17 protein-coding genes are annotated in these 18,433 nt (G+C 45.5%); 14 read left to right on the top strand and 3 right to left on the bottom strand.

The window, feature by feature from the left end; genetic code table 11:
- Positions 1-25: 25 nt before the first annotated feature.
- Positions 26-1,444 carry a phosphate--AMP phosphotransferase gene (locus tag FTU90_RS02150; protein WP_159138701.1) on the bottom strand — a complete coding sequence of 473 codons (1,419 nt, stop codon included), beginning with the start codon at positions 1,442-1,444 and terminating at the stop codon, positions 26-28.
- A 205-nt stretch (positions 1,445-1,649) separates the two neighbouring features.
- Between FTU90_RS02150 and FTU90_RS02145 the strand changes: the two genes are divergently transcribed.
- The 7 genes from FTU90_RS02145 to FTU90_RS02115 all read left to right on the top strand — a co-directional run bounded on the left by FTU90_RS02145 (position 1,650) and on the right by FTU90_RS02115 (position 7,810).
- Complete coding sequence (locus FTU90_RS02145; protein ID WP_100329316.1) at positions 1,650-2,354, top strand: hypothetical protein; 705 nt, start codon at positions 1,650-1,652, stop codon at positions 2,352-2,354.
- A gap of 146 nt (positions 2,355-2,500) precedes the next feature.
- Positions 2,501-3,445 (top strand): bifunctional demethylmenaquinone methyltransferase/2-methoxy-6-polyprenyl-1,4-benzoquinol methylase UbiE, encoded by a 945-nt coding sequence (gene ubiE / locus FTU90_RS02140; RefSeq protein ID WP_005095322.1) that lies wholly within the window; start codon positions 2,501-2,503, stop codon positions 3,443-3,445.
- Between the two features lie 12 nt (positions 3,446-3,457).
- Positions 3,458-4,135: an SCP2 domain-containing protein gene (locus FTU90_RS02135; protein ID WP_159138685.1), complete on the top strand. Its 678-nt coding sequence runs from the start codon at positions 3,458-3,460 to the stop codon at positions 4,133-4,135.
- Positions 4,136-4,147: 12 nt separating this feature from the next.
- Complete coding sequence (locus tag FTU90_RS02130) at positions 4,148-5,767, top strand: AarF/ABC1/UbiB kinase family protein (RefSeq protein ID WP_005095319.1); 1,620 nt, start codon at positions 4,148-4,150, stop codon at positions 5,765-5,767.
- A gap of 72 nt (positions 5,768-5,839) precedes the next feature.
- The gene (locus FTU90_RS02125; protein ID WP_159138684.1) at positions 5,840-6,262 is read left to right on the top strand and encodes a hypothetical protein; all 423 of its coding nucleotides are present in this window, start codon (positions 5,840-5,842) and stop codon (positions 6,260-6,262) included.
- A 90-nt stretch (positions 6,263-6,352) separates the two neighbouring features.
- Positions 6,353-7,432, top strand: a complete 1,080-nt coding sequence (locus FTU90_RS02120; protein ID WP_159138683.1) for a patatin-like phospholipase family protein — start codon at positions 6,353-6,355, stop codon at positions 7,430-7,432.
- 60 nt (positions 7,433-7,492) lie between these two features.
- Positions 7,493-7,810 carry a hypothetical protein gene (locus FTU90_RS02115; protein WP_180071888.1) on the top strand — a complete coding sequence of 106 codons (318 nt, stop codon included), beginning with the start codon at positions 7,493-7,495 and terminating at the stop codon, positions 7,808-7,810.
- 54 nt (positions 7,811-7,864) lie between these two features.
- On the opposite strand, the gene FTU90_RS02110 is transcribed toward FTU90_RS02115, so the two are convergent.
- Positions 7,865-10,219 carry a Tex family protein gene (locus tag FTU90_RS02110; RefSeq protein ID WP_180071887.1) on the bottom strand — a complete coding sequence of 785 codons (2,355 nt, stop codon included), beginning with the start codon at positions 10,217-10,219 and terminating at the stop codon, positions 7,865-7,867.
- A gap of 336 nt (positions 10,220-10,555) precedes the next feature.
- Between FTU90_RS02110 and ompR the strand changes: the two genes are divergently transcribed.
- The 4 genes from ompR (at position 10,556) to FTU90_RS02090 (ending at position 15,643) form a co-directional block, all read left to right on the top strand.
- Positions 10,556-11,320, top strand: coding sequence for a two-component system response regulator OmpR (ompR, locus tag FTU90_RS02105; protein ID WP_004278590.1), 765 nt, complete (start codon positions 10,556-10,558; stop codon positions 11,318-11,320).
- A 259-nt stretch (positions 11,321-11,579) separates the two neighbouring features.
- Positions 11,580-13,040 carry an ATP-binding protein gene (locus tag FTU90_RS02100; RefSeq protein ID WP_005172991.1) on the top strand — a complete coding sequence of 487 codons (1,461 nt, stop codon included), beginning with the start codon at positions 11,580-11,582 and terminating at the stop codon, positions 13,038-13,040.
- Positions 13,041-13,245: 205 nt separating this feature from the next.
- Positions 13,246-14,763, top strand: a complete 1,518-nt coding sequence (locus FTU90_RS02095) for an acetyl-CoA hydrolase/transferase family protein (RefSeq protein ID WP_005095307.1) — start codon at positions 13,246-13,248, stop codon at positions 14,761-14,763.
- A 229-nt stretch (positions 14,764-14,992) separates the two neighbouring features.
- Positions 14,993-15,643 carry a DsbA family oxidoreductase gene (locus FTU90_RS02090; RefSeq protein WP_005095305.1) on the top strand — a complete coding sequence of 217 codons (651 nt, stop codon included), beginning with the start codon at positions 14,993-14,995 and terminating at the stop codon, positions 15,641-15,643.
- 109 nt (positions 15,644-15,752) lie between these two features.
- On the opposite strand, the gene FTU90_RS02085 is transcribed toward FTU90_RS02090, so the two are convergent.
- Positions 15,753-15,953 (bottom strand): dodecin family protein, encoded by a 201-nt coding sequence (locus tag FTU90_RS02085; protein ID WP_005095303.1) that lies wholly within the window; start codon positions 15,951-15,953, stop codon positions 15,753-15,755.
- A gap of 400 nt (positions 15,954-16,353) precedes the next feature.
- On the opposite strand from FTU90_RS02085, the gene FTU90_RS02080 reads away from it, so the two are divergent.
- From FTU90_RS02080 to FTU90_RS02070, 3 genes are all read left to right on the top strand, one after another.
- Positions 16,354-16,521: a hypothetical protein gene (locus FTU90_RS02080; RefSeq protein ID WP_171063334.1), complete on the top strand. Its 168-nt coding sequence runs from the start codon at positions 16,354-16,356 to the stop codon at positions 16,519-16,521.
- A gap of 267 nt (positions 16,522-16,788) precedes the next feature.
- The gene (locus tag FTU90_RS02075; protein WP_005095300.1) at positions 16,789-16,968 is read left to right on the top strand and encodes a hypothetical protein; all 180 of its coding nucleotides are present in this window, start codon (positions 16,789-16,791) and stop codon (positions 16,966-16,968) included.
- A gap of 9 nt (positions 16,969-16,977) precedes the next feature.
- On the top strand, positions 16,978-18,372 hold the full coding sequence (locus FTU90_RS02070) for a hypothetical protein (protein ID WP_180071886.1): 1,395 nt from the start codon (positions 16,978-16,980) through the stop codon (positions 18,370-18,372).
- Positions 18,373-18,433: the final 61 nt, after the last annotated feature.

Here is an 18,433-nt window from a genome sequence, read left to right as displayed (position 1 = left end):
CTGAGCCCGTGCTACTTCAGGCAGATTATTCTGCCTGAAGCTGTTTTAAAATGGCCTTTAACACCTCGACCCGTGCGGTATTTTTATCATCGGTCGCAATAATATGCCAAGGCGCATAATCGGTCGAGCTACGTTCAAACATGTCGGCTGCCGCTTTCAGATAATCCTCCCAACGTTCCCGGTTACGCCAGTCATCCTCAGTAATTTTAAAACGCTTATGCGGTGTATCTTCGCGTGCCTTGAAACGTGCGGCCTGTTCATCTTTGGAAATGGCCAGCCACAGTTTGATCACCACGGTTTGATGCTTGACCAGACTTTGCTCAAAACGGTTAATTTCCGCATACGCACGTTGCCATTCTGCGGCACTGGCAAAACCTTCTATCCGCTCTACCAGCACCCGCCCATACCAGGAACGGTCAAAAATACAGATATCATCATCGCTTTGCAGTTTGGTCCAGAAGCGCCATAAATAGGGACGGCTCAGCTCATATTTTTCTGGTGCGGCAATGGTATGAATTTCATATTCACGCGGATCCAGTTTTTTCACAATGCGCTTGATCGCGCCGCCCTTTCCAGCAGCATCCATGCCCTCAAACAGAATCACCACATTCCGCGGATCGGACCGCATCGCCTTGGCCACCTTAGCTGTTAATTTTTTCAGCTCCGGCTTGTAATCCTCTGCCTTGGCTCGAGTTTCGGCAGGATGTTTTAACAGTTCGGGAATCTTGGCCTGTTTCCATCGTCCACTGGCTCTGGCCGGATGATTGGGGCAATGCTTGAGAGCACCCAGAATATGCTGGGCAAATTGCTGGTCACGCTGCTGTTCATCTTCACCCTCAATAATGAACCAGTCTTCGGTAAAATGCTGACGCAAGCGCTGCAAGGTGTCGTACTGTTTTCTGTCGCGCCAGTCCAGACCATGCAGCTGATGCCAGTGCGCTTCACTCGGATCCATGGCATCCAGCCGTTTTTGCAGGGCTTTCCAGGACAGGTCAAACCAGACCTTGACCACATCGACATGATTATTTTTCAGGTCCTGTTCAAAGGCTTGCATCTCTTGCAGATAATGATTGAACTGTGCATTAGTGATCGGATCTGAAGCTTGCATAGCCCTGCTCAGCAGGTCGCTGTACCAGTTGCCAAACAAGACCATGATCTGTCCTTCGGCCGGAATAAAGCGCGCATAAGGCTGCCACAAAGTCTGTTTAGGCCCGGCCACTTGCGGTGCATCTGCTTTCACGCGCAAATAGCGCGGATCGACCCATTCACGCAGTTGCTTGACCGCTTCACCCTTACCGGCCAGCTCAATCCCGTTGACCAGAATCAACAGGCTTTTGGCATTTTTCTGGCCGCGTGTTTTTTTTAAATCATATTGAGCATCAATCAGCTCGACCGATAACTGATCTTCATCCATTAACTGAAATTGTGGTTGTTCCATGCGTATCTTCAACCCTGATGTTTTATTCTGTTTGCAGTATAACGATGAGTTTTGGCGCAAAAATAGCTCTGGCAACGTTTTTCACACGATTAAATTGGCTATTTAAACAACAGATTGACAGACAAATGCCCGATCTCTGTTCAATTTGTCATAGCAGGATTGCCCGGCAGCCTCTAAGATTCTTGCATTCTCAAACTATAATTGAAATCTCATGTCCAAACTTGCCGTTCTCGATGATCTGTTAGCGCATTATTATCAGCTGAGCTATCATACCCAACCGGACATTCTGAGCCGTTTACAGGATGTACAGGCCTGGCAGAAAGTTCGCATGCAGCGAACTCATCGCGCGCATTTTGCGGAAAAACCCAATCAGTTGATGGCCGAATATTTCCTGAACCGTCTCTATGGTGGTGCCGAATTTGATGCACTGGCAGCACAGATTGCCCGGCTGATGAAATATGCCCATAAAGCAGAAAAAGTGATTCCTGAAAATGCCATCAAAACCGGGACATTGGGTGTAGAACTGGCGATTCTAGCGGTACAGCTGGATGAGCAGGTCGCGATTCAGTTATTACAGGATTATCATCCGCATGAAACACTGACCGATGAGATGATGCGCCTGACCTATCTCAAACTGGATCAGGGTCAGGCACGGTTAAAACAACTGGCCTTGCTGGATCAGCTCGGTATGAGTCTGGATAAATACATGCGCTCCTTCGTGGTCTATGCGGCCTTCAAGATGTGTAAAGGCGCGGCCAATAAATATAACTTTCAAGTGATGTATGCGTTTATGCAGGATGGTTTCCTGGCCATGAAGCCGCTGAAATCGGCAGAAAAATTTGTCCGTGAATTTACCGCAACCGAACGCCAGATTATTGAGAAAGTGCATTCTGGCGATGCGTTGCCATTTCAATAAATAGCAGCGCAGTATTTCTGCCAAGCACACATTTTTCTGTATATTATTCATAACAATTGCATCATGATTGCTGAATAAGCCTTTAGAATCTGTCATGATGCAGACAATGCAAGATTAACCCGATTGATATGTTAGGAGTGACTCCAATGTCGAATGAAAATACAACGCCTACCCCTACCCCTGAGTCGGCACAACAGACAGACAAAGTGAGCCCATTCTTAACTGAACCTCTTCCACAAGGTACGCCGCAAGGTCAGCAACAATCCCTCGAACAACGCCTGACTGATACGCCAGTCACAGGCTCGGTGCCGAAATATAACCTGCCACGCGGTGCCAATACCGGCAACGTGGGTTCAACCACACATTTTGGTTATCAAACCGTAAACAGCGAAGAAAAGGCCCAGAAAGTGGCTGAAGTGTTCCATTCGGTGGCCAGCAAATACGACATCATGAATGACCTGATGTCTTTCGGGATTCACCGTCTGTGGAAACGTTTTGCAATCAATATGTCCGGTGTACGCCGTGGCCAGCAGGTGCTGGATATTGCCGGCGGTACCGGTGACCTGGCCAAAGTGTTTAGCCGTGAAGTGGGCCCGACCGGTCATGTGGTGCTGTCTGATATTAACGAATCGATGCTGAATGTCGGTCGTGACCGTCTGATCGATGCCGGCTGTACCAATGTCGATTTCGTACTGGCCAATGCTGAAACCTTAGAACCATTTGCAGACAACAGTTTTGATCTTTTGACGATTTCTTTCGGTCTGCGTAACGTGACTGATAAAGATGCCGCACTTGCATCGATGTATCGCGTACTCAAGCCAGGTGGTCGTTTACTGGTGCTGGAATTCTCTAAACCGGTATTTGAGCCATTCTCTAAGCTTTACGATCTGTACTCATTCACAGCCTTGCCAATCATGGGTAAAATCATTGCCAATGATTCTGAAAGCTATAAATATCTGGCTGAATCGATTCGTATGCATCCAGACCAGCGCACCTTAAAAGGCATGATGGAAAATGCCGGCTTCCAGAATTGTGACTATCACAACCTGACTGGCGGGATTGTTGCAGTTCACCGCGGTTTTAAACTTTAAGGTTCATTCCCTATGTGGTCAATTCTGGCACTCGGTGCTGTTGAACGCGTGATTCACCATGTCATTGATCTGGATGCGATTACCCGCATCCAGTTAAATGCCTTGTCTGGTAAAATGCTGCGGGTGGTGATTGCTTCGCCGCAGCTTTCGGTCGATGTGTTTTTTGATAAAGACAAGCTTCGTCTGGAGCCGACCGCGACTGGTCATAGTGAAGCATCTTCAATCTTTGAACAGCGTCCATTTGATGCTGGCTCATCTACAGTCACCGAAGCGACTGCAACCTTGCAGGTCAGCAATGTGGTGGAATTACTCAAGCTGCTGCTGTCCGATGAAGTCGGCAATATTCCACTGCAAGGTGACTACAAGTTATTGCAGGAAATCCAGCGCATCATGCAACAGGCCGAGCTGGATCTGGCGGCGCATTTAAGCCCCTGGATTGGCCCTGCACTGGCACATGAAATTGGCAAATTGCAACTGCTCCCTCAGCAACTGAAACGCACGTTGCAAAGCCAGCTGTTCTTTGCCGAAGATGCCCTAAAAGAAGACAGCGGTCTGTTTGCCCCACGCTGGCAAATGGATGACCTGAATCAGGACACCCGGATCCTGAATCAAAATCTAGATCGGGTTGAAGCGAAAATCCAGCAGCTTCATACCCAGATCGATGCTTCAAATCACTCTACTCAAGACTAGGTACGCCGCTTTATGATTCCGCATGTTTCACGTTTACTCGAACTTTGGCGCATCGCCGCGCACTATCGACTCGACACGTTGTTTCCTGCGGAAGAATTACCAGAAAAAGCCCGGCATATTCTGTCTCTGATCCGCATGCATCCGGCGGCCTGGTCCAGTCGTGAACGTAAAAACCCGCTCAAGCTAAAACTGGCTTTAGAGGAAATGGGTCCGCTGGCCATTAAAATGGGTCAGTTACTCTCTACACGTCGCGACCTGATTGCACCTGAACTGTTACAGCAACTGGTCTTGCTCCAAGATCAGGTCAAGCCCTTTGACAATGACGTGGCCAAGATGCGCATCCAGGAATCACTGAAAGCCGATGTGAATACCCTGTTTGCCCGTTTTGACACCCAGCCTCTGGCTGCTGCCTCGATTGCACAGGTTCATACCGCTGCCCTGCATGATGGCCGTGAAGTGGTGGTCAAGGTGACCCGTCCGAATATTCGCCAGCAGATTTTGCAGGATTTTGAAATTCTGCAATGGCTGGGGGACTTTCTGGAAAAACGTCTCGAAGCAGCGCGTGCCTTACATTTATCTGAAATCATTCAGGATTACCGCCAGATCATTTTAAATGAGCTGGACCTGACCCTGGAAGCGGACAATACCCGCCGCATGCGCCACCACTTTACCGGCTCGAGCATGATGTACGTGCCGGAAGTGTATATGGACAGCAAAGATGTGCTGGTGGCTGAGCGCATTACCGGAGTACCGATTTCAGATATCGCGACCTTTGACCGACTCGGCATGGATCGTGCCGATCTGGCGCGTAAAGGCCTGACCATCTTCTTTACCCAGGTATTCCGCGATAACTTCTTCCATGCCGACATGCATCCGGGCAATGTCTTTGTCGAAACCATCAATCCGAGCAATCCGCGCTTTATTGCGCTGGACTGCGCGATTATGGGTGAGCTGTCCAAACACGACCAGATGACCGTAGCACGCATGCTGCTGGCGGTCATGAACAGCGACTTCATGCAACTGATTCAGGTGGTGCATCAAGCTGGCTGGATTCCACCGGGTACCGATCAGGATGCTTTGGCTCGTGAAATGCGCCGCAGTGTCGGGCCGATGGTCTCTAAACCAATGCATGAGCTGGATTTTGCCGGTATTTTGATTGAAGTGATGGACATTGCCCGTCGTTTCCATCTGGAAATTCCACCGCAACTGATGCTGCTACTCAAAACACTAGTGCATGTCGAAGGCTTGGGAACCGACCTGTATCCGGAACTGGATATCTGGAGTCTGGCCAAACCGATCCTGACGGACTGGATCAAGGCACAAATGAATCCGCAGAAAAACCTGAAAGAACTGGGACAAAAAATTCCGGATTTGCTATTAGGGGCACAGGATCTACCAACCTTGATGATTGATAGCCTGAACGGTCTGAAAAACCAGTCAGCCTGGCATGCCAAACAGCTCAATGAACTGCAAAGCATGCGCCTGCAAATGGAACTTCAGCAAAAACGTAGCTGGATGTTTGGCAGTATCATGGCCATTCTGCTGTCGATTGCGATTATTTCACCATGGTTTGTGTCGGTGCTTCTGATTGTGCTAGCGAGTGTTCTTGCCGTCTGGCGAATTGCGAAATAATTTTTTAAATAGCCTGATTCGTCAGGCTTTTTTATGCTTAAATTATTGAAAAAATAAAACAAGAATATCCAAATGAAATATAGTTTTTTATGGGCACTGTATCGCCAGAATAGACAAAAAACCTTTCTCACTGCACTACTTTACAGCTTCCCAACATGGATAGATATTTTTTTCTATATCAACCAAACAGCCCATTGGCTGGCATGGTCCTCTGCTGCCAATACCACATTCTACCTCCTGATTCATAGTGACTATTTCTGGCTCATTGTCAGCTTTAACCTGCTTCCGTTGTTATTTCTATTCTGTCTACGACAAACACAGCTAATACTAGCTTTAAAAATATGGATAGGTATTGCAGGTAGTTTCTTTCTAATTCATGCTTTTTACTGGCCAAGCTATCCTATAACCACGCTTTTGATTATTTCATTTAATCTACCTTTTTTAAATTTACGCAATAAAGAATTCATGCACACTTACATCAACCCGATGCCATGACTCTCAAGTCACCTTAGGACATATCTTGCCATTGGGTCTAAAGACGCATCGATTAAAATAAGCACACACTTGGCTGGTATGGGTTGAATCATGGTACAGATTTTACAAAAACGGGCGCCTGCGCTGACGATTCGTGCTGGCCATCTGGCACGTGAGCTGATTCTGCAACAAGGATTACAACCTGAACAGGTCGATATTATCCCCGGTGCTGCAGGTGGCCCAAAAGGAATCGGGATTCAGGGTCTGGATCAGGCAATTTTTGGCGAGTTTTTCCCACGTGCCCCACAACGGCGTACTCTCGTTGGTTCCTCGATTGGTAGCTGGCGTTTTGCCAGTATGGCTGCACATGGGGCTCAACAGGGAACCGAGCGTTTAGCTGAGCTGTATACCAACCTTTATTTCCATAAAAAAATGACCCGCCAGGAGGTCAGCGAAGTTTGCCGCGGCATGCTACTCGACCTGGTACAAGGCAAGGAAAATGATCTGGTCAATCATCCGGATTATCATCTCGCTGTGATTTCAATTAAAGCCAAGCACATTTTCCAGAGTGACAAAGCGCTGCCTTTACTGGCTTCTGTAGCCGGAATCGTCGGAACGACTGCTGTTGCACGTAAACACAGCCGTCATTTTATGCAGCGTGTGATTAGCCAGCCGAATATGGGGGAACAATTTCAAATCGCGGAAGATGGATTTACTACACATTATCATGCCCTGACCGAGCAGAGTGTATTGTCCTGGCTGATGGCCTCGGCGTCGATTCCCGGGGTAATGGCAGCGGTGAACAATATTCCGGATGCACCGCAGGGTTATTACCGCGATGGTGGCCTGATTGACTATCACATTGACCTGCCCTTTCAGAGCAAAGGCATTGTGCTCTATCCACATTTTACTGACAGCATTACCCCCGGCTGGTTTGACAAGTTATTTAAACGTACCTCAAATCCGGAAAATCAGGCACGCACCTTGTTGCTTTCTCCATCGCAGGACTATCTGCAAAGTTTGCCTTTAGGCCGCTTACCGGATCGTAAGGATTTTACCCTGAAGGGCCTAGATCAGGCAGAGCGGATCAAATTATGGAAAGCCTGTATTGCTGAAAGTCAGCGTTTAGGCGATGAATTTTTGGAACTGGTCGAGAAGCAAAATTTTGCTGAGGTCATGAAAGGCTTGTAATTGACCGAGAGTGCCCGATTATTTGTATAATTGCCTTCATTTTGTGAACTGTTGAGATTTATGCAGAAGTTTTTAGTGGTCCTGCAATACCTGTGTCTGGCCTTTGCCGTCTATCTGACTTATAGCGTGAGCATGTCGCTGTATAACCAAGATTTTGTCCTGATGGAGCTGGTCGCTGATATTGGTACGATTCTGATCTGTATTGACTTGGGCGTGTTTTTATTTAGCAGTAAAACCAAAACAGGCATTACCATGGAAGAATATGCCAAACGACTGGAACAGCCACCGTCGAAACTGGTTTATGTGACACGAAAAATGGGGCATCTGGGTATTTTGCTGATTATTACCAGCTGGATTGTACCGATGATCAATTCATAAAAATCAGATATAAAAAAACCTCCCGATGGGAGGTTTTCTTTTAGCAATTAAAGATTACTTTGAACCTTTAATCCCTGCTTGTAATAACAATGCGCCTAAACCACCAATTTTTTGCTCTTGTGGTTTAGCCACTTGAGGTTTCTTGCCCTGAGGACGCTCACCTTGCGGACGCGCTTGCTGTGGACGTTTGCCTTGAGGCTTACGCTCACCGCGCTGTTCATTGTTTTCACGACGTGGCTGACGTGGTGCTTTTGCCGGCGCTTCAGAACCTTCAGGACGCATCGATAAGTTCACACGATTACGTTCAGCATCCACATTCAAGACCCGCACTTGCACGATTTGACCCGGTTTCACCACTTTATGCGGATCCGCGACAAATTCATTGGCAAGTTCAGAAATATGTACCAAACCGTCTTGATGCACACCGACATCGACAAATGCACCGAAGTTAGTGACATTGGTCACCACACCTTCAAGCTGCATGCCTTCAGACAATTGCGCAACTTCAGTAATGTCATCACGGAACTTCGCCGTACGGAATTCTGGACGCGGGTCACGACCCGGTTTTTCCAGTTCGCTTAAAACATCTTTGATAGTTGGCAGACCGAACTTCTCATCTGCAAATTCTTCAGCATTGACCTGACGAATGATTTCAGTATTGCCAATGATATCTTTCACTGTCGTCGCTTTCGCTTCAACAATTTTAGATACAAGTGCATAAGATTCTGGATGCACTGCAGATGCATCTAATGGCTCAGAACCATCTTGAATACGCAAGAAGCCTGCTGCCTGCTCAAAAGTACGCTCGCCTAAACGTGGCACTTTCTTCAAGGACTGGCGATTATCAAAACGGCCATTTTCCTTACGGAATTCCACAATTTGCTGTGCAATCGATTTATTCAGACCTGCGATATAACCCAAAATCGCCGCAGATGCCGTGTTGACATCGACACCCACCGAGTTCACACAGTCCTCTACCACTGCTTCAAGGGTTTTCGCCAGACCAGTCTGATTCACATCATGTTGATACTGACCCACACCAATCGATTTCGGATCGATTTTTACCAGCTCAGCCAATGGATCCTGTAAACGGCGTGCAATTGACACTGCACCACGAATCGACACATCCAGCTCTGGCAGTTCTTGTGATGCCAGTTCTGATGCTGAATATACCGAGGCACCTGCTTCAGACACAGATACACGCGTCAGTTTAAGATCGCTGTTCGCAGCCATCATTTCAGCCACTAAAGCTTCAGTTTCACGGCTTGCCGTCCCATTACCCACTGCAATCAGGTCAACATTGAACTCGCGGCATAAACGTGCCAGTTCAGCCAATGAACCTGCTTTATCATCTTTGGGTGCAAATGGATAAATCGTGCTGTGCGCCAGCACATCACCCGATGCATTCACCACAGCCAGTTTCACACCGGTACGGATACCCGGGTCAACGCCCAGAGTGGTGCGCGCGCCTGCAGGAGCAGAAAGCAGTAAATGACGCAAGTTTTCAGCAAATACGTTCATGGCTTCTGTTTCAGCAGCCAGACGTTTTTCAGTCAGCAATGAATGTTCAATGCTTGGACGCACTTTGCCAAGCCAGAACAGTTTTGCAGTTTGCTTCAAGAAGTCCTGACGTGCTTGCGGCTGAATCGTGTCTAAATTGTATTCAGTCTCAATGCGTGCCAATGGTGCAGCATCTTCGCCATCCACTTTCAGGCCCAGGACGTTTTCTTGACGGCCACGCAGCATCGCCAATAAACGATGTGAAGGCACTTTGTTCAGGTTTTCAGAGAAATCGAAATAATCACGGAATTTTTTACCGACTTCTTTCTTTTCTTCAGAAGCAACCAAACTTTTCAGCACTGCAGTTTTGGCAAAAGTGGCTTTCAGTTCAGTGGTCAGCGCGATATTTTGTGCCCAGTCATCAATCAGGATATGCTGGATCGCATCAAGCTGGCTTTCAGTATCTGGATAATCGTCATGGCTAAAACCGGCCAATGCGTCGCTTGGATCTACCGCTTCAGCAAAAATTTTCTCGGCGATTGGGCCTAAACCGGCTTCCTTGGCCTTAAATGATTTACTGGTACGTTTTGGACGGTACGGTGCGTAAATTTCTTCTAATGCATTTTTGGTTTCAGCTGCATTCACACGCGCCAACAAATCATCAGACAATTTATCTTGTTCTTTGAGTGATTCAATCACCTTGTCACGGCGCTCATACAAATCACGCAAGTATGATAGACGCGTATCGAGTTGACGTAATTGCGTATCGTCTAAGCCTTGCGTTACTTCTTTACGGTAACGTGCAATAAAAGGAACACTGGCACCTTCATCAATAAGCTTGATGGCAGCTTCAACTTGGTTTGGACGTACGGCAAGTTCTTTTGCCAACTGCTGAACTAAGTCAGTCATCGTGTTTGATCCCACAAGGATAAGTACTAAATGGCATGATTATAAAGACCGGGCCTATAAAATCCACCATTGTTTTTATTAATTTGTCTCAACTTTATATTATGAAGTGCGACAGTTTTCAGCTTTTCTGAATATAGTTTGCATGAACTTTGCTTTTTATCTCGCTCCAAATCATATTTTTTGTCCATTTAGATGTATATATTTGGTATCTATGTCTTGATTTTAACTGCAATATTTGGTGCTTTAGAGCATAGTCAATTAATATCAATGAATCGTATACTCAAAGCATATTTCATTTTTTGTTTATGACGACAATAAAGAATAAAGGAGCATCTCATGAGTTTAGTTGTACCTGCTGAAAAAGCCGATGCCGTACATACCGAAACAGACCGAGTCGAACGCATCTTGGTTGTTGATGATGATGTTCGTCTGCGTACCCTATTGCAACGTTTTCTCGAAGATAAAGGCTTTGTGGTGAAAACTGCACACGATGCCACGCAGATGGATCGACTTTTACAGCGGGAACTGTTTTCTCTGATCGTGCTCGACTTTATGCTTCCGGTCGAAGACGGTTTAAGTATCTGTCGTCGTTTACGCCAATCCAATATCGATACGCCTATTATTATGCTAACCGCGCGCGGCAGCGATTCTGACCGTATTGCAGGGCTTGAAGCCGGTGCGGACGATTACCTGCCTAAACCGTTTAATCCGAATGAATTGCTGGCGCGTATTCGTGCGGTATTGCGTCGTCAAGTGCGTGAAGTACCGGGCGCACCGAGCCAGCAAATGGAAGTGGTCTCATTTGGCCCCTGGTCACTGGATTTATCAACCCGTACATTGACCCGTGAAGGTCAAGTCGTGACTTTAACCACAGGTGAGTTTGCGGTATTGAAAGCTCTGGTTCAGCATCCACGCGAACCGCTCACCCGTGACAAGCTGATGAATCTGGCGCGTGGTCGTGAATGGGGTGCCATGGAACGTTCGATTGATGTTCAGGTGTCACGTTTACGCCGTCTGGTTGAAGAAAATCCGGCGCGTGCGCGTTATATCCAGACCGTTTGGGGGGTGGGTTATGTGTTTGTTCCAGATGGTGCGGAGTAAATTAATACCTTGATTCATGACGGAGTCTGATGGTTTAAGCTCATTTATAGGGTTTAACCTGCGGTTCGCCTTACTTTTGTTTCGACAAAAGTAAGCAAAACCATTGTCATCCGCAAAACTCGACAACCTCCGTCATTCAAGCAATTCTCTCGCAGAAACATCATTGACCATCTTGAGTCGTGCCTCAAACAGTTGCGGATGACCTTAACGTGTATCCAACTACGGGGGAAGCCTCCCCTTTTGAGCAAAAGGACGCAGTGTGAAACTCGACCCCATCGACCCACAAAAATTTACCGATTTTGTTACCTACTCAGAAAAAAAACGCACCCGTGGGGAACGCTTTCTGGACAAGATCAAACCGCGTTCTGCCGCCATGCGTACCACAGTTCTGGTGGTCTTTGTGGTCTGTTTCAGCCTGTTCATGTCTTTGTGGTTCTTCTGGCGTACCTTATTTTTACCTGAAATCCAGCAACATGCGCGCTATCTGGCCATGGAACTGGAAATTCTCAATAATCCCGATCTGCGCCTGTATCATAAACAGCAGGAAGTCGATATTGATACCTGGTTAAAAAACCGCGTTGGTATTGAATATGTGACCAATCCGGCAGAGTATCCCACTGTCCGGGAAAAAGTGATTGCAGAATTTTTTACCCGGCAGATCGAAACCAAGCTGGCCAAAGAACTACGTATTGAAGAAGCCACAGTCTATTTCCAGTTTAAACCAAGCCCGCGCATCTGGATTCAGACCCCTGAAATGAATGGTCACTGGGTGCAAGAGCCTTTAAAAACCTATGCCAATTATAGTAATGAGCTGATTCTGGGCTGGTTACTGGGCACGCCGATTATTGTCGGCATTATTATCCTGACCTTGGTGCGTCAGCTCAACCGTCCTTTACGCCGCTTGCAGAATGCCGCCAACAGTTATAGCCGCATTGGTTCAGCACCTTATCTGGACACCAATCATGGCCCACTGGAAATCCGTCAGGTCAATCATGCCTTTAACCAGATGATTTATACCTTGGACCAGACCGAGCGGGAACGCCGCATCATGCTGGCCGGTATTTCACATGACTTGCGCACGCCTTTAACGCGGATTCGTCTCAGTGCCGAAATGATGCCCGATGAAGACTTTCTCAAAGAAGGTCTGATTTATGATGTGGAAGATATGGACGCGATTCTGGATCAGTTCATTTCCTATATGCGCGATGGTTCCGATGAAGAACCACAGGACACCAATGTCAATGTATTGCTTCAGGAACTGGTCAAGCAGTTTAAACCGCTCGACATCCGTTTCAGTCCGCAAGAAATACCGATGATTCAGGCGCGCAGCATGTCGCTAAAAAGACTGATTGGCAACCTGATCAATAACTCAAAACGCTATGGTTCAGAACCGATTGAAATCTCTGCACATGTCGAGGAAAACCAGCTGTTAATTTGTGTTGCAGATCATGGCGAAGGCATTCCGGAAGATCAGATTGAAGCGCTGATGCAGCCTTTTGTACGGGGAAATTCAGCACGAACCGTCCAAGGCAGTGGCTTGGGACTGGCTATTGTGAAACGGATTGTCGATATTCATCAAGGTCAATTACGCATTCATAATCGCCCTGAAGGTGGACTTGAAGCCATCATCTCACTCCCCTTGAATCAGCTTAACCCAGAGACGCCTCCCCCAGCCACCACACTTGATAAAATCCGCCAAACACTGACTGATCGCTTTTAAGAAACGATCAGTCAGTGAGCAAATGATTTTGTAGTTTTTCTATACAATTCATTTTATATTTCATTAATTCAATCACTTAAAAATCATCATTTTTTATTATACCTACATTTAGCTAAAAAATTAGACCTTAGCCTAACACCTATGCACAATACATTTTTTGAGCGGTACAATCCGTCTCATAGTTTAAGAATTAATGAGAGTTAAAATGTCTTTAGATCGTATCCGTTTAGCCTCCCTACACAACAAAGTCATCAGTCCAGAACAAGCGGCTGAATTCATCAAAGATGGCATGACTGTGGGTATGAGTGGCTTTACTCGCGCGGGTGAAGCGAAGGCGGTTCCTTTAGCTTTAGTTCAACAAGCAAAAGCAAATCCATTAAAGATCACGTTAATTACTGGTGCATCACTAGGAAACGATCTAGACAAACAACTGACTGAAGCTGGCGTACTGGCACGTCGTTTACCGTTCCAGGTCGACAACACTTTACGTAAGGCGATCAACAACGGCGAAGTGATGTTCATCGACCAACATTTGTCTGAAACTGTTGAACAAATGCGTAACCAACAGCTGAAAAAACCAGATGTTGCGATCATTGAAGCGGTTGCAATCACTGAAGATGGCGGCATCATTCCAACCACATCTGTAGGTAACTCTGCAAGCTTTGCAATCTTTGCTGAAAAAGTAATTGTAGAAATCAATACCAACTTAAGCCCGGCATTTGAAGGCTTACACGATATCTATATCCCGTCATACCGTCCAACGCGTCAAGCGATTCCTTTGACTCAAGTGGATGAGCGTATCGGGACACATGCGATCAATATTGATCCAGCAAAAATTGTCGGTATCGTATTCAACAATGACTTGCACGACTCACCATCTACAGTGACTGCACCAGATGATGAGACGCAAAGCATCGCCAATCATTTGATCGCTTTCTTTGAAAAAGAAGTGGCTGAAGAGCGTCTACCGAAAAACTTAGGTCCATTACAGGCGGGGATTGGCTCAATTGCCAACGCAGTATTGACCGGTCTGAAAGATTCGAACTTCGAAGACTTGATCATGTACTCAGAAGTACTACAAGACTGTACCTTTGAGTTGATTGATGCAGGCAAAATGAAGTTTGCTTCAGGTTCTTCGATTACCCTGTCTGCTAAATATGGCGAGAAAGTATTTAACAACCTGGAACAATACAAAGACAAACTGGTATTACGTCCACAGGAAATTTCGAACCATCCTGAACTGGTACGTCGTTTAGGTATTATCGGTATCAACACGGCACTTGAGTTTGATATTTACGGTAACGTGAACTCGACTCACGTCTGCGGTACCAAAATGATGAACGGTATTGGTGGTTCAGGTGACTTCGCACGTAATGCGCACCTGGCGATCTTCGTGACCAAATCTATTGCGAAAGGTGGCGACATCTCTTCTGTAGTGCCTTTTGCTTCACATATCGACCATGCGGAACACGATGTAGATATTCTGGTAACTGAACAAGGTTTGGCAGATCTTCGTGGTTTAGCGCCACGTGAGCGTGCCCGTGCAGTGATTGATCACTGTGCACACCCCATGTATCGTGATGCCCTGAATGATTACTTTGACCGTGCTTCTGCAAAAGGCGGCCATACGCCTCATCTGCTTCGTGAAGCGCTGTCTTGGCATTCAAACTTCGAAGAAAATGGTCACATGCTGGCTGTTGAAGCTGCAGTAAAAACTGCATAATTGACTGCATTCGAAAAACGCCCTACGGGGCGTTTTTTTATGGGATTTTTATCTTTCTTGAATAGCCATAAGCAGACTCTCTGGACAAAATCATCAGGCTATCATTCATATTCTCGTCCAATCTTCATGCTGCCAATATGCTGTAGAAATCCCCTTCTGATGCTCAAGGACTTTAAATTCTGATTCTTCACCCTCATACTTAAACACAAGAGTAAATTAGAGACATGACATGCGCGTAGATATCTGGTCAGATGTGGTTTGCCCCTTCTGCTATATTGGTAAAAAACGTTTAGAAGCAGCTGCACAAGAAGCAGGCATTGAACTTGAAGTGCATTGGCACAGTTACCAGCTCGACCCTGAAGCACCAGTGCGCCAGGAAGTGTCCAATTCTGAGCGTCTGGCACAAAAATATGGTCGTAGCGTAGCTGAAGTCGAAGAAATGCAGCGTAATATTGCCGAGATGGCCAAAGCTGAAGGCATTGAATTTAACTGGGAAGGTGCCAACTCAGGCAATACTTTCAATGCGCATCGTATTATTCATCTGGCGCAAAGCAAAGGTTTGGGTACTGATGCACAGGAAGCTTTCTTCTATAGCTATATGACGCAAGGCTTGGCCATTGGAGAGCGTGAAACACTGGAAGATGTCGCAGCACGTATTGGCCTGAATCCGGTCGAGGTCGATGATTTACTGGACTCTGATGAATTTTCCGATTTTGTCAAATTTGATCAGGAAGTGGCACAGGATCAGCTCAAAGTGACTGGTGTACCTTTCTTTGTTTTTGATCAACGTGTGGCCTTGGCAGGCGCGCAGCCTAAAGACGTGTTCTTGCAGGTTTTTGAGAAAGCGCTGGAGACTGCAGCAGAAAATCCGGCTGAATAATACTCAACAGAGAGTTGCAATACGCCTAGGCAATCGAACTCAGAAAATTTATAAAAACATCCCCATTTCAGATGGGGATGTTTTTTGCATGTCATTTACACTCATTGACTTAGTCGACCAGAAAACTAATTTTTAAATTTACACGATATTCCGTGATTTTATTTTCTTTGATGACCACCTTCTGTTCATTGATCCAGGCACCTTGTACATTTTTGATGGTTTCTGTGACTTTTTGAATACCGGTTTGAATCGCATCTTCAAAGCTTTTCGTACTGCTTGAATTAACTTCCACCACTTTTGCAATTGCCATAATGAAACTCTCATTGTAAACATGAATGAAAATCCATCTTAGTTCATTCCCACAGGATTGCAGCAGCGCGTAAACAAGCGACAGCAAAAACTTACATGGATTGAACAAAGCTTTCATCTGAGCAGATGAAAATCTGTTGACCTTATTTTGGCAGTTCATGATATTCAAATTTCCATTGTGACTAACAACCATAAAAGCCCCGTAAACAGCCGAAACCCAGACTAGAGCAAATACACTAATATATTGTTTTGTAGAATAATTTTTCTAATTTTTAGGTGCTGCTTTTGCCGAATCTATCATTTTCTATTCAGCCTTATTTGCTATGATTTCACCCGAATCAAGTTTAAATACTCTCCCCTCTGTTCAAGTTGTTGAACACCCTGATATTAAAGGTCGTCCCATGAATGCTCTTAAATTTGCTTTCGCAGCAACTGTTATGGCTTTTTCTGTTCAAGCATCAGCGCAAATGGCACAAGTGGTTTATCTGCCAGACTTTCCGGCAAGCAAAGCACCTGCTGAAACTGTAAATACAGAAACTGCAACGCCGGCAACTGAAAAAACTGCTTAATACCCAACAAGTTTTTATGCAAACAGGCTGATTGATTCAGCCTGTTTTTTTATATCGATTTAATTTAGCTGCTCTCTGAAGAAAATCTGTATTTTAAAAATTATCGATCATTTCATATTTTGTTATTTTCCATTGATATTGATCGCTTTTTTGTCATTAAATTTACTAGTTTATAAATATAAAACAGTTAAAATAAATCACTATTTCATGTGATCTACGCATATAATTGTAGCAATATAAAAATACTGATAATACAAAAGCATTGTTATGAACAGACTTCAGGCATTGGTGCAGGGCAAAATTTCACCTCAGTCCATTTCTATTGATTTTCTGATTGAAATGGCAGAACGCCATACAGATCCTCATTCTGCTGAATACAAATTAATCGAGTTGGCGCTGAATATGGTGCTGGCCCAAACTTTGGATAAAGCGCTAAAACATATCTAGAGATATAAAATGAATGCTTTAAAAAAAGCACACTTAGTCAAGGAATTACATGAATTGATCCAGCAACTGGAGCATCAGGCTCTACCTCTGTACGACGTGGCCCGTTTCAAAAAAAGAATTCGTGATATCTTTAATCTTTGTGATGAACCTATTTTTAAAAATCAGATTTTAGCGTTTAAAGCCCAGACCCAGCCTGAACTTGCTGCCTATCAATTTTCTGCCAGTACCCCCTATCATCTAAGTTTTCGTGGTTATTTCACCGAGATTCCAGCTCTGGAAAAGGCACTGTATACCCAGCCAGATATAGGCTGGGCAGTTCTACATCATCCTGAGCGTGGCTGGCAGGTCTGGCTAATTCCGGCACCGAAGCATCCTGCACTAAACAGTGAATGGAATGAGTTACAACAATGTTCTATCTGGCTGTCACAGCAACAATTGACAACCGGTCTGCAAGCGGCTCCTCCATTGACTGTACCGGCCTTATCCCTGAATGAAGCAGAAGCCAGCTTAAAAGCGGCGGCCACGACTCGATATCATCGTGGCCGACAAAAAGCAAAAATCAACTCATTAAGCTTAAATCATTCAGATGAACCACACATTCAGATACAGGCCACGTCTGAGTATCTAGATCATCCATTACCCACTGAAACTGCGATTGTGCAGGAAAAAATTATTGTCCCAGAAGTGATCGATTTTCCCACCGAGATTCAACTGGGAGACGTGATTGCACAGGTTCAGCCTTTGACTCCGGAAGATACCAATCTCCAGCGGCTTTGTGCTTTAGAATTGGAGCCTGATGTCGGGCATCCAGCCTATCTGGATATTGTGCTGTACTATGCCGCAGAAGATCACTGGCAGGCACGCCAAGTTTATTTGGTGGAGCAGCTGAATCGGCAAGGCCAGTTTATTAAATATCTGATGCTTTTGGGTGCATCAAGTCAATTACAGGCGCACTATTGTATTGAGCATTGGTTGAGTCAGCATCAGTATCAGGCTGCTGCGATTAAATCGCTGTCGTGGCCTCAATTAAGTACAGGTTTCACGCAATTGCATCTGTTGTCAAAAGCCTATTTGCAACAAGCAGAAATAGTCTGGACACAACCCGATTATTATCCTTATATTCCGGCAGATTCGATTCAGAAACAAAAATTTATCTCATTTGAGGAAGCCCTTGCGGATTTCTCTACACCGATACTCTTATTGCAAGAACATCAGCGAATACGCGTGATTCATGGTGAAAAACGCCTGTCTCTCGCAGAGGATGAACTGGCCTATCCATCTATCTTGCTGCAACGTGATCAACAGCTAAACTGGCAAAAAATTCACACGATTATTTTAATGATGTCGCAACCCATTCAGGTCATGGAGCTTTATCAGGCAATTCAGACTCAAATCATTGAATAATTGCTGTTATTTTGTAGCTTTAACTTGCTTTTTATCGCTATATTTAAGAAAACTACAGCTG

The organism is Acinetobacter sp. YH12200 (genome assembly GCF_013418175.1).
Lineage (GTDB): Bacteria > Pseudomonadota > Gammaproteobacteria > Pseudomonadales > Moraxellaceae > Acinetobacter > Acinetobacter pseudolwoffii.
Note: the sequence above shows the minus strand (reverse complement) of the source record. Positions and strands in the feature narration are given on the sequence as shown.

What these genes read in the sequence shown, in the direction of transcription:
- FTU90_RS02085 (WP_005095303.1), bottom strand. Translation starts at nt 15,953, where the DNA reads ATGGCAATTGCAAAAGTGGTGGAAGTTAATTCAAGCAGTACGAAAAGC.
- FTU90_RS02070 (WP_180071886.1), top strand. Translation starts at nt 16,978, where the DNA reads ATGAATGCTTTAAAAAAAGCACACTTAGTCAAGGAATTACATGAATTG.
- FTU90_RS02095 (WP_005095307.1), top strand. Translation starts at nt 13,246, where the DNA reads ATGTCTTTAGATCGTATCCGTTTAGCCTCCCTACACAACAAAGTCATC.
- FTU90_RS02125 (WP_159138684.1), top strand. Translation starts at nt 5,840, where the DNA reads ATGAAATATAGTTTTTTATGGGCACTGTATCGCCAGAATAGACAAAAA.
- FTU90_RS02145 (WP_100329316.1), top strand. Translation starts at nt 1,650, where the DNA reads ATGTCCAAACTTGCCGTTCTCGATGATCTGTTAGCGCATTATTATCAG.
- ompR (WP_004278590.1), top strand. Translation starts at nt 10,556, where the DNA reads ATGAGTTTAGTTGTACCTGCTGAAAAAGCCGATGCCGTACATACCGAA.
- FTU90_RS02080 (WP_171063334.1), top strand. Translation starts at nt 16,354, where the DNA reads ATGAATGCTCTTAAATTTGCTTTCGCAGCAACTGTTATGGCTTTTTCT.
- ubiE (WP_005095322.1), top strand. Translation starts at nt 2,501, where the DNA reads ATGTCGAATGAAAATACAACGCCTACCCCTACCCCTGAGTCGGCACAA.
- FTU90_RS02135 (WP_159138685.1), top strand. Translation starts at nt 3,458, where the DNA reads ATGTGGTCAATTCTGGCACTCGGTGCTGTTGAACGCGTGATTCACCAT.
- FTU90_RS02090 (WP_005095305.1), top strand. Translation starts at nt 14,993, where the DNA reads ATGCGCGTAGATATCTGGTCAGATGTGGTTTGCCCCTTCTGCTATATT.
- FTU90_RS02120 (WP_159138683.1), top strand. Translation starts at nt 6,353, where the DNA reads ATGGTACAGATTTTACAAAAACGGGCGCCTGCGCTGACGATTCGTGCT.
- FTU90_RS02130 (WP_005095319.1), top strand. Translation starts at nt 4,148, where the DNA reads ATGATTCCGCATGTTTCACGTTTACTCGAACTTTGGCGCATCGCCGCG.
- FTU90_RS02110 (WP_180071887.1), bottom strand. Translation starts at nt 10,219, where the DNA reads ATGACTGACTTAGTTCAGCAGTTGGCAAAAGAACTTGCCGTACGTCCA.
- FTU90_RS02075 (WP_005095300.1), top strand. Translation starts at nt 16,789, where the DNA reads ATGAACAGACTTCAGGCATTGGTGCAGGGCAAAATTTCACCTCAGTCC.
- FTU90_RS02115 (WP_180071888.1), top strand. Translation starts at nt 7,493, where the DNA reads ATGCAGAAGTTTTTAGTGGTCCTGCAATACCTGTGTCTGGCCTTTGCC.